Raw genomic sequence first — 13,351 nt, 5'->3', positions numbered from 1 at the left:
AACAATAGAGATTTGGGATCAATCGATATAACTTTTATCAATTCACACCAAAGCCAGGCGAATCGGGACCGGAGGCATCATGCGGCATTCGATAGGGTTGGCCGTCCTCGGAGCACTGATGGCGGGTTCGGCCTTTCTTGGGGCGGCGGAGTCCCCCTGGATCGGCATCCAGGCCGGCGCCGCCGTGCCCGTGGAGAACAAGCTCCGCACCACCGCGGGCGCCGGTTTCCAGGGGGGCGTCCACCTCGACTGGAACCTCGACCCGACCCACGCGGTGCGCCCACGGCTGGACTTCATGGGCTTCGGCGCCCGGCACCAGGCCGTCACCACCCCCTTCATCCAGCGCATCGACACCAGGGTCCAGGCCATGAGCCTGGGCGTCGAACTGCTCTTCCGCAACGACGGCCCCCGGGGGAAATGGGCCATGGGCCCGGGCGTCTACGCCATCCGCTGGAGCGTGAAGAGCACCAACGAGCTGGAAGTCCCCGGGGCCGGCGTCGCGCGGCTCTCCGGCACCAGCCACTGGACCCGGGCCGGCCTGGGCTTCGCAGTCACCCGCCGGTTCCGCCCGGGCCTGGAGCTCGAGGCGCGCTGGATCGCCAGCCATTACGGCTACGAGGATCTCCAGGCCCGCGTGGGCACCGTCGGCATCATCTGGACCTTCTAGGGGAACGACCATGATCCTGCTTCCCGAATCCCCCGGCATTCGCCGCCGCCTGCTGGCGGGGGCCCTCGCGGCCTCCGGCATGGTGGGCTGCATCATGGGGGGCGACAAGGCCCCCGGCGACCAAGCCGGGCAGTTGAACGGCCGGTTCAACATCACCCCCCCTTCCGCCCAGGTGCTTCTGGGGCAGACCTTCCATTTCTCAGCCAGTTCACCCTGGGGCGGAGGCACCACCTGGACGGTCCTGCCCGCCACCGCCGGCACCATCGACGCCGCGGGGACCTTCACGGCCGCCGCCACCGCCGGAACCTGCCAGATCGTGGCGATGTACAACAACGACCCCCGCTACACCGCCACCGCCTCCGTCCACGTCCTGGCCGCGATCCCGGCCCACGTGAACCCCTCCCTGGTGCAGGCCTCCGGCAGGCTCCAGGTCCAGGGGACGCTGCGCAACGGCATGGTGGCGGGCGAAGCCTTCCCCGCCCGGAAGTCCGCGACGGCCGACGGGGTCCAGCAGGTGCGCCACGGCTTCGAACCCCCCACCCACAACTGAATCCGGTTCCCATCCTCCCCGGTCCCATCCTCAGGCGGCTCCCATGCGATTCCCTCTCCTCTCCTCCTCCATGGCGATGATCATCGGCCTCGGCCCGGCGGCCCTGCCCGTTCTCGCACAGCAGGCCGCGGACGCCGCGCCCCTGCCGCAGGTGGCCTACCAGGGCCGGCTCCTGGACGGCACCACGCCGGTCACCGGCACGCGCGTCTTCACCTTCTCGATCCTGGATTCCGGCGGCATCGAGCTGTGGAATTCCGGGAACCAGTCCCTGGAGGTGGAAGGGGGCCTCTACGGCATCGTGCTGGGCACCTCGGGCATGCCCGCCATCCCGCCGGCCGTGCTGAGCCGCTCCGGCCTGAAGCTCCACCTGACCATCTCGGGCGTCGCGCTCTCGCCCGACGTGGACCTCCTGCCGGCCTTCCAGGCCCGGAGCGCCTGGGACCTCGTGGGCGCCTTCAGCGGCGACCTCACCGGCACCCAGAGCCTGACGAAGGTGGGCAAGCTGCAGGGCTTCCCCATCGACCTCACCACCGCCGCGCCCACCGCCGGGCAGGCCCTGGTGTACAACGGGACCTCCTGGACCGCCTCGTCCGTGGCCGGCACCGCCGGGCCCGCGGGCCCGATCGGTCCCACGGGCGCGACCGGGCCCATGGGCCCCCAGGGCCTGCCGGGCGCCACGGGCCTGACCGGCGCAACCGGACCCGCAGGCCCCGCCGGGGCCAGCCCGATGACCCTCGCCGGCTCCAACGTGGTGTTCACCACCGGCTCCCTGGGCCTGGGGGTCAATCCCCCCAACGCCAGCGCCCTCCTGGACCTCTCCAGCACCACCAAGGGCTTCCTGATGCCCCGCCAGACCCAGGCCCAGCGCCTCGCCATCGCCACGCCCGCAGCGGGCCTGATGGTCTACCAGACCGACGGCACCTCCGGCATCTATCAGTACAATGGCGCGGCCTGGGCCCAGGTGGGCGCGGCCGGCGGCGGAGGCACCGTGACCAGCGTCGCCGCGGGCACCGGCCTCACCGGCGGCCCCATCACCGTCAGCGGCTCCCTGGCCCTGGCCAACACCGCCGTGACCCCGGGCTCCTACACCCGCGCCAACGTCACCGTCGACCAGCAGGGCCGCCTCACCGCCGCCAGCAACGGCGCCGCCGTGAACCTGGCCACCGACGTCGCCGGGACCCTCCCGGTTGCCAACGGCGGCACCGGCGCCGCCACCGCGCAGCTGGCCCTCAACGCCCTCGCCGGGTCCACCGCCTCCGGTCAGTACCTCCGGGGCAACGGCACCAACGTCACCCTGTCGGCCATCCAGGCGGCAGACGTGCCCCTCCTGAACCAGAGCACGACCGGCAACGCCGCCACCGCCACCCTCGCGACCACCGCCACCACGGCCACCAGCGTCTCGGGCACCGTGGGCATCGCCAACGGCGGCACCGGCGCCACCACCGCCGCGGCCGCCCTGGCCGCCCTGGCCGGCGGCCACACGTCCGGCCAGTTCCTTCGGGGCGACGGCACTGGTGTCGTCCTGGCGGCGATCCAGGCCGGTGACCTCCCAACCGTGATGACGGGCACGGCCGCCAACGTCACCGGCATCGTGGCCCTGGCCAACGGGGGCACCGGCGCCGCCACCCAACAGGCCGCCCTCAATGCCCTGGCCGGCGGGGCCACGGCCAGATCGTTCCTCCGCGGGGACGGCACCAATGTCACCATGGCGCCCATCCAGGTCCTGGATGTTCCCACGCTCAATCAAAGCACCACCGGTAACGCGGCCACCGCCACGACCGCCGGGAACGTCTCCGGCATCGTTGACGTGGCGCATGGCGGCACCGGACTCACCAGCCTGCCCCCGAATGCCGTCCTGGTCAGCAACGGCGCCGGAGCGATAACGACCTCGTCAGTGTCGGGGCCGGAGCAGGACGGTGACATCCTTGCGGTCGTCGGCGGCGTCTGGACGCGGGTTACCCCTATGACGCCCCTCTTCTCCAGCGTGACCGCCCTGGCGGACTACGGCTTCTTCTTCGTCTCCGGCGCGACCCCCGCCTTCAGCGTGGTGGGCACCACCCTCCGAGGCCTCTCGGTCTCGGGCGGCCAGGTGGTCCTGGGCGCCAACAAGACCTACGAGATCAGCGTCACCCTCTCGGCGTCGGGCTTTTCGCCGGCGAACGGACTCACCTACGGCCTTTTCGACATGACCACCGGTCCCACCCTGATCAGCAACCAGGTCTTTTTCGGCACCACCGCCGCCAGTCCCGTGCCGGTACCGGCCGGCACGACCCAGACGATCCTGGCCATGATCACGACCACCGTCCCCACGAACATCCTCCTTTCCATGACCCAGACCGGCGCGGACACGCCGGCGCTCACGGGAAGGATGATCGTCCGGGAAATCCAATAGACTCCGCATTCCCAGTTGTGATCATGGCCTCGGCCCTTTCGGCCGATAGGTTGGGAAATTGCCGGCCGGGTTGCCCTGACCGAATGGTATCTTAATTGCTACCAGGTAATTCCCTGTTCAAGGGTCCGACCCTTCCCTCCTGTCCCCCCCAACCGCCCCTTCGAGAGCCGATATGACCTTGTTCAGATCAGGGAACCTCGCTTGTCTGGCCGCTTTAGCCGTGGTGACCTGCACCTCCCTCGGCGCCAAGGCCGACCAGCGCCTCGCCCTCCACAGCGCCTCGGTGCTGGTGCAGGACCAGAAGACGGGGGAGCCCATCCTCCAGAAGCACTGCGACGACGTCCTGCCCGTGGCCTCCCTCACCAAGCTCATGACGGCCATGGTCATCCTGGACAGCAAGGTGGGCATGGACGAGCGCCTGACCATCCTGGAGGAGGACAAGGACATGCTCCGCCACAGCCACTCCCGGCTGCCGGTGGGCACCGTGCTCACGCGCTCCGAGGCGCTCCAGCTGGCTCTGATGGCCTCCGAGAACCGGGCCGCCCACGCCCTGGGCCGCACCTTCCCGGGCGGCGTGCAGGCCTTCGTGGCCGAGATGAACGCCAAGGCCCGGGCCATGGGCCTGGCCACCGCCCGCTTCGAGGACCCCACGGGGCTCTCCTCGGGCAACCGGGCTTCGGCCTGGGACATGGCCCGCATCGTGGACGAGGCCTACCGGCACCCCCAGGTGCGGGCCTTCTCCACCCGCACGAGCGCCACCGTGGCCTACAAGAACCGCTCCATCGAGTTCCACAACAGCAACATGCTCCTGGCGAGCTCCCGCTGGCGCATCGGGCTTTCCAAGACCGGCTTCATCGAGGAATCGGGGCAGTGCCTGGTCATGCAGGCGCAGCTTGCGCAGCGCCCCGTGCTCATCGTGCTCCTGGACGCCACGGGAAGGCACTCCCGCTTCGACGACGCCAACCGGATCCGCCAGTGGATGGAGGGACCCGAGCCCGAACGCCCGCGCCGCCACCGCCGCGCCCGTTTACGGGTTGTCTCCTCCAGGAGGTAGTGCTAGGCTTGTTTTTCCCCCGACAGGTAAAATTTTTTCCCTGCACCGGGCCTCCCGCGGACCGAAGCTGTCCGCCGCTCTGAACCTTTCCGTACGGACTTCCATGGATCCCCAGCGGGTCGAACAACTTGTCTCTGAAGTGGTGCGGGAGGTCCTCTCCCGGCGCGGAACCCAGCGGCGGGTGGCCGTGGGCTCCGACCATGGCGGCTTCGACCTGAAGAAGCGCCTTGCGGGCGTGCTGGAGGCGCGGGGCTTCGCGGTGGTGGACGTGGGCTGCCCGGACAAGACGGCCTGCGACTACCCGGACTTCGCCAAGGCGGTGGCCCAGGCGGTGCTGGGGGGCGCCTGCGAGATGGGGATCATGATCGACGGGGCGGGCATCGGCTCCTCCATGGCCTGCAACCGCTTCCCGGGGATCCGGGCCGCGCTCTGCTACGACATGAAGACCATCCTGAACTCCCGCCAGCACAACAACGCCAATGTCCTCACCCTGGGCGCGGGGGCCAACCCGCCCGAGGCGGTCGAGCAGATGGTCCTCACCTGGCTCGCGACCCCCTTCGAGGGCGGACGCCACCAGAAGCGCGTGGACAAGATCGAACGATGAACGTGGAGTCGAGATGGATGAAAAGAAGCTGGTAGACCTGATCACCAAGGAAGTCCTGAAGGCGCTGGACGGCAAGGCTCCGGAGGCGTCGAAGGCCCCGGGCGCCATCGACACGGCCCTGGCCGCGATGATCGACCACACCCTGCTCAAGCCCGAGGCCACCGCCGCGGAAGTGGAGACCCTCTGCGCCGAGGCGCGGCAGTACGGCTTCTGGTCCGTGTGCGTGAACACCTCCTGGGTGTCCCGCTGCCGGGACCTGCTCCGCGGCTCCAAGGTCAAGGTCTGCTGCGTGGTGGGCTTCCCCCTGGGCGCCATGGACAGCCGGACCAAGGCGTACGAGACCCGCGAGGCCATCGCCAACGGCGCCGACGAGATCGACATGGTCCTCAACATCGGTGCGCTCAAGTCCGGCGACCTGGCCCTGGTGGAGAAGGACGTGCGCGCCGTGGTCCAGGCCGCGCGCGGCAAGACCACCAAGGTGATCCTCGAGACCGGGCTCCTCACCGACGAGGAGAAGGTCGCGGCCTGCACCATCTGCAAGAACGCCGGCGCGACCTTCGTGAAGACCTCCACGGGCTTCGCCAAGGGCAGCGTCGCCACCGAGGCCGACATCGCGCTGATGCGCCGCACCGTCGGGCCCCGCATGGGCGTGAAGGCCTCGGGCGGCGTGCGCAGCCTGGCCGACGCGAAGAAGATGATCGCCGCGGGCGCCACGCGCATCGGGGCCAGCTCGGGCGTGGCCATCGTCACCGGCGGCGAAGGGAAGGGGTACTGACATGAGCGACGGCACCCTCACCCTCCGGGCCTACTGCTTCATCGACTCGCTCCAGCCGCAGCTGGCCGCCTTCGTGGGGCTGGGCTCCCGGGGCTTCCCTCCCCTCAAGGAGCAGGCCTCGGTCTACATCGAAGTGGCCCCCGGCATCGCCATCAACAAGATGACCGACGTGGCCCTCAAGGCCGCCAACGTTCAGCCCGCAGCGCAGGTGGTGGAACGCACCTTCGGCATGCTCGAGGTGCACGCCTACGACAAGGGCGAGGTGCGGGTGGCGGGCGAGGCCGCCATCGGGAGCTTCGGCCTGGTGGAAGCCGACCGCCTCACCCCCTACGTGGCCACCTGCGAGGTCATCCGGTCCGTGGAGCCCATGCACGCCCAGATCATCAACCGCAACCGGTACGGGCACATGATCCTGCCCGGCCAGTCCCTGTTCCTGTTCGAGTGCGACCCGGCCGCCTACGCGGTGCTGGCCGCCAACGAGGCCGAGAAGGCCGCCGACGTCTCCCTCATCGACCTCAAGCCCTACGGGGCTGTGGGGCGCCTGATGATGGCCGGAAGCGAGTCCGAGATCGACAGCGCAATGAAGGCAGCCATCGACGCCATCAATTCCATCCACGGCCGTCCGTACCGGACCAAGGCCTGATCCAACCACCCCAACTCCAGGGAGAGACCCATGAGTGAAGCGCTCGGCATGATCGAAACCAAGGGTTTCGTCGCCATGGTTGAAGCCAGCGACGCGATGCTGAAGGCGGCCCGCGTGCAGCTGGTCGGCTACGAGAAGATCGGCGGCGGCTTCGTCACCGCCATCATCCGCGGCGACGTCGCGGCGGTGAAGGCCGCCGTGGAGGCCGGATCGCTGGCCGCCCAGAAGGTCGGCGAGATCGTGTCCGTCCACGTCATCCCGCGTCCCCACGAGAACGTGGACTCCGTCCTCCCCCTGGGCCGCACCGAAGCGAACGCCTAGGTTCATCGGAGGCGGGCCATGTTGATCGCCAAAGTGGTGGGCGACGTCGTCGCCAGCCAGAAGGTCGGCGCCCTCGCCGGCCACAAGCTGCTCCTGATCCAGCCGGTGGACCCCAAGGGCGCGCCCAAGGGCAACCCCATCGTCGCCTCGGACAGCGTCGGCGCCGGCTCCGGCGAATGGGTGCTCGTGTGCCAGGGCTCCTCGGCCCGCATGACGCCCGTGAGCGAGGGCAAGCCCGTGGATGCCGTCGTCATCGGCATCGTGGACGCCATCCAGTTCGAGGGCTCCGAGGTCTACACGAAATCCTGACCCCCAGAGGCTGAGCTATGGAAATCGATCGCGCCCTGGTCTCGAGAATCGCCGAACGCGTCCTCCGCGAACTGGAGGGCGCCCCGGCGGCGGGGCCGCAGATGGGCTGCTTCCCCGACATCCCGTCGGCGATCCGCGCCGCCGAGGCCGCCTTCCAGGCGTTCCGGGCCATCGGGCTGGAGCGGCGCACGGAGATCATCCAGGAGCTGCGCGTGGGCCTCCGGCGCCATGCCCGGGAGATCTCCGAGCTCGCCGTGAGCGAGACCGGCATGGGCCGCGTCGACGACAAGGTCAAGAAGAACCTCCTCGTCATCAACAAGACCCCCGGTCCCGAAGTGCTCCGGGCCGAGGCCGTCTCGGGCCAGCACGGCCTGACCCTGGAGGAGCTGGCCCCCTGGGGCGTCATCGGCTCCATCACGCCCTCCACGAACCCCTCCGAGACCGTCATCAACAACGGCATCGGCATGCTCTCGGCCGGCAACGCGGTGGTCTTCAACGCCCACCCCGGGGCCAGGCGCACCAACGCCTTCACCATCGACCTGATCAACCGACTCCTGGTGGCCGAGGGCGCCCCGGCCAACCTCCTCACCTGCGTCACCGAGCCCACCCTGGAGACCGCCGCCGAACTCATGAAGGCTCCCGGCATCCGCCTCCTGGTGGTCACCGGCGGCCCCGCCGTGGTCAAGGCCGCCTTCGCCTCGGGCAAGAAGGTCATCGCCGGCGGCCCGGGCAACCCCCCCGTGGTGGTGGACGAGACCGCGGACCTGGAGCAGGCCGGGCGCGGCATCGTCGCCGGGGCCTCCTTCGACAACAACGTGGTGTGCATCTGCGAGAAGGAGGTCATCGCCGTCGAGGCCATCGCGGACCGCCTCAAGGCCTGCATGGTGGCCGCGGGCGCCTACGAGCTCCGCGGCGCCGAGATCGCCGCCGTCGAGCGGACCGTGGTGGACGGGCGCCACCCCCACAAGAACTTCGTGGGCAAGGACGCCACCCACATCCTGAAGGCCGCCGGCATCGCCTTCACGGGCGAGCCCAGGCTGATCTTCGCCGACGTGCCCTTCGACCATCCCTTCATCCAGGCCGAGCTCCTCATGCCCGTCATCGGTTTCACCCGGGCCAGGGACGTGCATGAAGCCATCGACATGGCCCTGAAGGCCGAGCATGGCTTCCGCCACACCGCCAGCATGTACTCCAAGAACATCGACCACCTGGACAAGATGGCCCGCGCCGTGGACTGCTCGATCTTCGTGAAGAACGGGCCGAACTACAACGGCCTGGGCTTCGAGGGGCCAGGCTCCACCTCGTTCACCATCGCCTCCCCCACCGGGGAGGGGCTCACCAACGCCGCGCACTTCGCCCGGCGCCGCCGCTGCACCCTCAAGGACCACTTCCGCATCGTCTGATTCTGCGACTGGACCCCCCATGGCCACTCCGAACCTGAACCTGGTCCCCACCCTCGGCATCCTCGAGCTCTCCAGCATCGCCAAAGGCCTGCAGGTGGCCGATCTGATGCTCAAGAAGGCGGAGGTGCGCCTGCTCAAGGCGGGCCCCGTCGGCTCCGGGAAGTTCATGATCCACCTCACGGGGGACGAGGCCGACCTCCTGGAGGCCGTGGAGGAGGGGCACCTGCACTCCGACCCCTTCCTGGTGTCCTGGACCTACATCCCCAACCTGCACCCCCAGGTGCTCGCCGCGCTCCAGAAGGAGAAGGGCACGGAACTGACCACCGACGCCGTCGGCATCGTGGAGGGCCAGGCCCTGGCCGCCCTGGTGCAGGCCGCGGACCGCGCCGTGAAGACAACCGCCGTGCGGCTCCTGGAGCTCACCTACAACCTGGACCTGGGCGGCAAGGGCTACTTCACCTTCACCGGCGACCTGTCCGAGGTGGAGGCCGCCCTGGCCTCGGCCGAGGAACTGCTCCGGGAGGAGGCGGCCTTCGTGCACAGCGAGATCCTGGCCCGCCCCCACGACATCATCCAGGGCCTGGTCCTGGAAGGGCTGGAGAGCTCATGCTTCTAGCGCGCGTTAAGGGCCTGGTGGTGGCCACCCGGAAGCTGGACTCCCTGGCGGGCTTCACCTTCCGCATGATCCAGGGCGTGGACGCCGAGGGCCGGCCCGTGGGCGAGCCCCTGGCCGCGGTGGACCTGGTGGCCTCGCGGGACGGGGACCTGGTCATGTACATCGACGCCCGGGAGGCCCCCAAGGCCCTCCCAGGCGGCTACGGGGCCATCGACGCCTGCATCGTGGGCCTCGTGGACTCGGCCACCTGAGGAGGGCGCCATGTTCATCGCCGAAGTGCTCGCGCCCGTCGTCGCCACCGAGAAGCTGGCCTTCTTCGCGGGGCGCAAGCTCCTGCTGGTCCGGGAGGTGCTGGAGGACGGCACGCCCGGGGACCGCACGATGGTCGCCCTCGACGGCGTCCAGGCCGGGCCCGGGGACCGCGTCCTGGTGGCGCGCAACGGCGGGGCCGTGGACGACGTGGTGGGGCTGAAGGACTGCCCCGCCAACGTGGTGATCATCGCGCACGTGGACCGGGTGGAGCGGCAATGACGGGGCGGGACGCGCGATTTGCGGTTCCGGCGGGCTCCGGCTTTCGGCACAATGGTTAGGTAAATCAAAGGAAGCCGGAACATGCCAATGCCTGGGTCCAGGTCTGGACCGTCCTCGCTCTTCAGGAAGCTCGCCCTGGCGGCCCTGGCCCTCGCACTGGGCCTGGGCTCCTGGTCCCTCTACTTCATCCATGTGCGCCACCGCCTGGGCACCGTGACCCTGGGACAGGTGTACCAGTCGGGAGCCATGCCCCCGGCCGAACTCCAGCGCCTGGCCAGGACCCTGGGGCTGAAGTCCGTCATCGATCTGCGAACCTTCAACCCCGGCGAGGACAGCACCAACACCACCGACCTGGCCACCATCGGCCAGGAGGCCCAGGCCCTGGCCGACGTCGGCGTGCGCCACATCCACCTGCCCACGCCCCAGGTGCCCACGGACGCCACCGTGGACCGCTTCCTCCTGGCCATCCGCGATCCCGCCAACCGCCCCGCGCTCATCCACTGCTACCACGGCATCGGCCGCACCGAGCTGTTCGTGGCGATCTACCGCATGGAATTCGAGCAGTGGTCCAACGAGCGCGCCCGGGCCGCCACGCGGCTCCTGCTCGCGGGCAGCAGCTTCTCGGATACGGCGGAGAAGGGACGGTTCCTCATCCGCTACAAGCCCCGCCTGGCCAGCCTCATCCCAGTTCCACGGTGATGTGCACGAGTTCGGCGTGGATGCCAACGGCGGCGCGCACCGCCGCCGGCGTCAGGTCCTGGGGGCCGCCCTCCAGCGCGAGGATGCAGGCGTAGCTGGCCTTCCCCACCCGCCACACGTGGAGGTCCGTGATGCGGCCCCATTCGGGGTGGGCGCCGGCCACCTCGCGGATCTCCTCCACCACCGGGTGGTCCATCTCCGCGTCCAGCAGGACCCGCGTGGTGTCGCGCAGGAGCCCCACGGCCCAGACGGCCACCAGCACCGCGCCCGCGAAGCCCATGACGGGGTCCAGCCAGGCCCAGCCCATGGCCAGGCCCCCGGCCAGGGCCAGGATGGCCAGCACCGAGGTGGCCGCGTCGGCGATGACGTGGACGTAGGCCGAGCGGAGGTTCAGGTCGTGGGCGGGGCGGCCCCCGCCATGGTCGTGGCCGTGGTCGTGGGCCCGGCCCAGGATGAGGGCGCAGACGACGTTCACCACGAGGCCCGCCCCGGCCACGGCGATGGCCTCGCGGTAGTGGATGGGGGCGGGCTCGAGCAGCCGCTGCGCGGAGCCCAGGACCATCCAGGCCGCCACGCCGAGCAGGAACAGGGCGCTGGCGAAGCCGCCCAGGATCTCGATCTTCCAGGTCCCGAAGGCGAAACGGCGGTCGCCGGCGTGGCGCCGGGCCAGGGCGTAGGCCAGGGCGCTCACCCCGATGGCCACGGCGTGGGAGCTCATGTGCCAGCCGTCGGCCAGGAGGGCCATGGAATTGAAGCGCCACCCGGCCACGATCTCCACGGCCATCATGAGGGCCGTGATGGCCATCACGAGGCGGGTTCCTCGTTCCCCAGCCTGGTTGCCCTGATCGAAGAGATGAGTGTGGAGAGCCAGGCTATCGGATTCTCCGCTCATACCCTACTTGGCCACCCGCTTGCCCATGCGGGAGTCCAGGTACCAGATGCCGCCCCCCTGGTCGCCCACGGCGCGCAGGTGGTCCACGATCTGGCCGACATTCGCTTCCTCCTCCACCTGCTCGGTGACGTACCACTGGAGGGTGATCTCGCTGGCGTAGTCCTTCTCCGACCGGGCCAGTTCGAACAGGGCATTGATCTTCCCGGTGATCCCCTTCTCGTGCTCGAGGGTCTTCTCGAAGACCTGGATCACGCCGCCGAAGTCGGTCGGGGGCGCCGCGATGGGGTGGAGCTCCAGCCTGCCGTTGCGGTCCAGCACGAACTGGATGAGCTTCATGGCGTGCGCCGTTTCCTCGCCTGCCTGAATCCGCAGCCAGTGGGCGAAGCCCTTGAAGCTGAGTGCGTCGCAGTGCGCGCTCATGGCCAGATACAGCTGGGCGGAGAACTGCTCCAGGTTGATCTGGGTGTTGAGGGCGGCCTGCATCTTCGGGCTGATCATGGCGGTTCTCCTTGGAGGTGGACTCATTGTAGCCAGAGGCGGCGGCAATGTTGCATTTCCCCGTTGGGGTCCTTGCGGAGGGGGAGTAATGCAACATCATGGAGGCGCGACCGGCATCCGCGCAGAAAAAGCCATTGAAAATAAAAGACTTTCCAAATTGGAACGAAATATGCCAAACCTATTCCAGCGGGCGACCCGCCCCCTTAGGAGAATCCCAGTGAGATCCTACGCGCTCCCCCTAACCCTCCTCCTCGGCCTCAGCCCCTTTGCCGCCCAGGCCCAGGTGCATATCGGCATCCAGATCGGCCTTCCCGTGGCGCCCCGCCTGGAGGTCATCTCCCCCGGCGTCTCGGTGGTGGCAGGTTTCCCGGAGGAAGTCTTCTTCAACGACGGGTGGTACTGGTGCCGCCGCGAGGATGGCTGGTACCGCGCCCGCAGCCCCCGGGCACGCTTCGACTGGGTCGAGGCGCGCCGCGTGCCCCGCTACATCGTGGAGGTGCCCCGGGGCCACTACCGCAACTGGCACCGCGAGGATTCCCGCGGCGTATGGATGCCCCCCGGCCAGCGCAGGAAGATGGAGCGCAGGGAGGACCGCCGCGAGGACCGTCGCGAGGAGCGCCGCGAGGAGCGCCACGACGAGCACCGGGAGCACCATCACTAGGTGACAATCCCCCCCCGGCCGTGAATGATGGAGGAGGGCCGGACGCGACCACCGCGTCCGGCCCTCTCTCGCGCCCGGAGCCGCCCATGACCCAAGCCCATCCCAAGGACCCCCTCCACGGCCTGACCCTGGAGGCGATCCTGACGGTCCTGGTGGACCGCGTGGGCTGGGAGGGCATGGGCCGGGCCGTGGAGATCCGCTGCTTCAACGTCGACCCCAGCCTCAAGTCCAGCCTCGCCTTCCTGCGCAGGACCCCCTGGGCCCGGCGCAAGGTGGAGGAGCTCTATCTGGCCCTCAAGCAGGGCTGACCCCCCGGAGGCCCCACGTGCCGCGCCGCCCCTGCTGCAAACGAGTCGAGGAACTGCCCGGAGTGCGCTACTTCAAGCCCCGGGGGGTGCCCCTCATGGACCTGGAGGAGGTGAGCCTGGCCTTCGAGGAGCTGGAGGCCCTGCGCCTGGCCCATCAGGAGGGCCTCTACCAGCAGGAGGCCGCCGAGCGCATGGGGGTCTCCAGGGCGACCTTCGGCCGCGTCCTGGACGCGGCCCACAGGAAAGTCACCCGGGCCCTGGTAGGGGGCCTCGCCCTCCGCATCGAAGGCGGCGCCTACACCTTGGATGAAGAAGTGGTACCAAAACCCTAGCGATCGGGCCTACCGGTGGGTGTGCCAAGGAGCATGGTCGGCTGGTCCGCCGTCCTTCTTCCATCCCCGGCTGAAGCTTCTTCAGGTGAGCCGGCA

Annotated in this window: 19 protein-coding genes; 17 read left to right on the top strand and 2 right to left on the bottom strand. The window is 69.4% G+C overall.

Annotated elements, in window-relative coordinates; translation table 11 throughout:
* Nucleotides 1–118: 118 nt before the first annotated feature.
* The 14 genes from RAH40_RS04895 (at nt 119) to RAH40_RS04830 (ending at nt 10,564) form a co-directional block, all read left to right on the top strand.
* Nucleotides 119–667, top strand: coding sequence for a hypothetical protein (locus RAH40_RS04895; protein ID WP_306600963.1), 549 nt, complete (start codon nt 119–121; stop codon nt 665–667).
* Nucleotides 668–677: 10 nt separating this feature from the next.
* Entirely contained in the window at nt 678–1,217 is a 540-nt protein-coding gene (locus RAH40_RS04890; RefSeq protein WP_306600962.1) for a hypothetical protein, read from the top strand.
* Between the two features lie 43 nt (nt 1,218–1,260).
* Nucleotides 1,261–3,609, top strand: coding sequence for a collagen-like protein (locus RAH40_RS04885; RefSeq protein ID WP_306600961.1), 2,349 nt, complete (start codon nt 1,261–1,263; stop codon nt 3,607–3,609).
* 223 nt (nt 3,610–3,832) lie between these two features.
* Nucleotides 3,833–4,663, top strand: a complete 831-nt coding sequence (locus RAH40_RS04880; RefSeq protein WP_306600960.1) for a serine hydrolase — start codon at nt 3,833–3,835, stop codon at nt 4,661–4,663.
* A gap of 103 nt (nt 4,664–4,766) precedes the next feature.
* Nucleotides 4,767–5,267: a ribose 5-phosphate isomerase B gene (gene rpiB / locus RAH40_RS04875; RefSeq protein WP_306600959.1), complete on the top strand. Its 501-nt coding sequence runs from the start codon at nt 4,767–4,769 to the stop codon at nt 5,265–5,267.
* A gap of 127 nt (nt 5,268–5,394) precedes the next feature.
* Nucleotides 5,395–6,042, top strand: coding sequence for a deoxyribose-phosphate aldolase (gene deoC, locus RAH40_RS04870; protein WP_373432566.1), 648 nt, complete (start codon nt 5,395–5,397; stop codon nt 6,040–6,042).
* A 1-nt stretch (nt 6,043) separates the two neighbouring features.
* Complete coding sequence (locus RAH40_RS04865) at nt 6,044–6,685, top strand: BMC domain-containing protein (RefSeq protein ID WP_306600957.1); 642 nt, start codon at nt 6,044–6,046, stop codon at nt 6,683–6,685.
* Nucleotides 6,686–6,715: 30 nt separating this feature from the next.
* The gene (gene eutM / locus RAH40_RS04860; protein WP_306600956.1) at nt 6,716–7,006 is read left to right on the top strand and encodes an ethanolamine utilization microcompartment protein EutM; all 291 of its coding nucleotides are present in this window, start codon (nt 6,716–6,718) and stop codon (nt 7,004–7,006) included.
* A gap of 18 nt (nt 7,007–7,024) precedes the next feature.
* Nucleotides 7,025–7,315 (top strand): EutN/CcmL family microcompartment protein, encoded by a 291-nt coding sequence (locus tag RAH40_RS04855; RefSeq protein WP_306600954.1) that lies wholly within the window; start codon nt 7,025–7,027, stop codon nt 7,313–7,315.
* Between the two features lie 17 nt (nt 7,316–7,332).
* Nucleotides 7,333–8,718, top strand: a complete 1,386-nt coding sequence (locus RAH40_RS04850; RefSeq protein WP_306600953.1) for an aldehyde dehydrogenase family protein — start codon at nt 7,333–7,335, stop codon at nt 8,716–8,718.
* Nucleotides 8,719–8,737: 19 nt separating this feature from the next.
* The gene (locus RAH40_RS04845; protein ID WP_306600952.1) at nt 8,738–9,334 is read left to right on the top strand and encodes a BMC domain-containing protein; all 597 of its coding nucleotides are present in this window, start codon (nt 8,738–8,740) and stop codon (nt 9,332–9,334) included.
* Nucleotides 9,325–9,585 (top strand): EutN/CcmL family microcompartment protein, encoded by a 261-nt coding sequence (locus RAH40_RS04840; RefSeq protein WP_306600951.1) that lies wholly within the window; start codon nt 9,325–9,327, stop codon nt 9,583–9,585. Before RAH40_RS04845 ends, RAH40_RS04840 begins: the two co-directional genes overlap by 10 nt.
* Before the next feature lie 10 nt (nt 9,586–9,595).
* Entirely contained in the window at nt 9,596–9,865 is a 270-nt protein-coding gene (locus RAH40_RS04835) for a EutN/CcmL family microcompartment protein (RefSeq protein ID WP_306600950.1), read from the top strand.
* 81 nt (nt 9,866–9,946) lie between these two features.
* A complete protein-coding gene (locus RAH40_RS04830) occupies nt 9,947–10,564 on the top strand; it encodes a tyrosine-protein phosphatase (RefSeq protein ID WP_306600949.1) in 618 nt (205 codons plus the stop codon).
* Here RAH40_RS04830 and dmeF read toward each other — a convergent pair.
* Both dmeF and RAH40_RS04820 read right to left on the bottom strand, forming a co-directional pair.
* On the bottom strand, nt 10,545–11,456 hold the full coding sequence (gene dmeF / locus RAH40_RS04825; RefSeq protein WP_306600948.1) for a CDF family Co(II)/Ni(II) efflux transporter DmeF: 912 nt from the start codon (nt 11,454–11,456) through the stop codon (nt 10,545–10,547). The genes RAH40_RS04830 and dmeF overlap by 20 nt on opposite strands.
* 3 nt (nt 11,457–11,459) lie before the next feature.
* Entirely contained in the window at nt 11,460–11,954 is a 495-nt protein-coding gene (locus RAH40_RS04820) for a ferritin (protein ID WP_306600947.1), read from the bottom strand.
* Between the two features lie 217 nt (nt 11,955–12,171).
* Here RAH40_RS04820 and RAH40_RS04815 point away from each other — a divergent pair, with 217 nt between their 5' ends.
* From RAH40_RS04815 to RAH40_RS04805, 3 genes are all read left to right on the top strand, one after another.
* Nucleotides 12,172–12,615 carry a hypothetical protein gene (locus tag RAH40_RS04815; protein WP_306600946.1) on the top strand — a complete coding sequence of 148 codons (444 nt, stop codon included), beginning with the start codon at nt 12,172–12,174 and terminating at the stop codon, nt 12,613–12,615.
* Nucleotides 12,616–12,701: 86 nt separating this feature from the next.
* Entirely contained in the window at nt 12,702–12,923 is a 222-nt protein-coding gene (locus RAH40_RS04810) for a VF530 family protein (protein ID WP_306600945.1), read from the top strand.
* A gap of 17 nt (nt 12,924–12,940) precedes the next feature.
* Nucleotides 12,941–13,255 carry a DUF134 domain-containing protein gene (locus RAH40_RS04805; protein WP_306600944.1) on the top strand — a complete coding sequence of 105 codons (315 nt, stop codon included), beginning with the start codon at nt 12,941–12,943 and terminating at the stop codon, nt 13,253–13,255.
* The last annotated feature ends 96 nt before the right edge of the window (nt 13,256–13,351 follow it).

The sequence above is a fragment of the Geothrix sp. 21YS21S-2 genome (assembly GCF_030846775.1).
In the GTDB taxonomy this organism is placed as follows: domain Bacteria; phylum Acidobacteriota; class Holophagae; order Holophagales; family Holophagaceae; genus Mesoterricola.
This window is presented reverse-complemented; position numbering and strand designations above follow the sequence as displayed.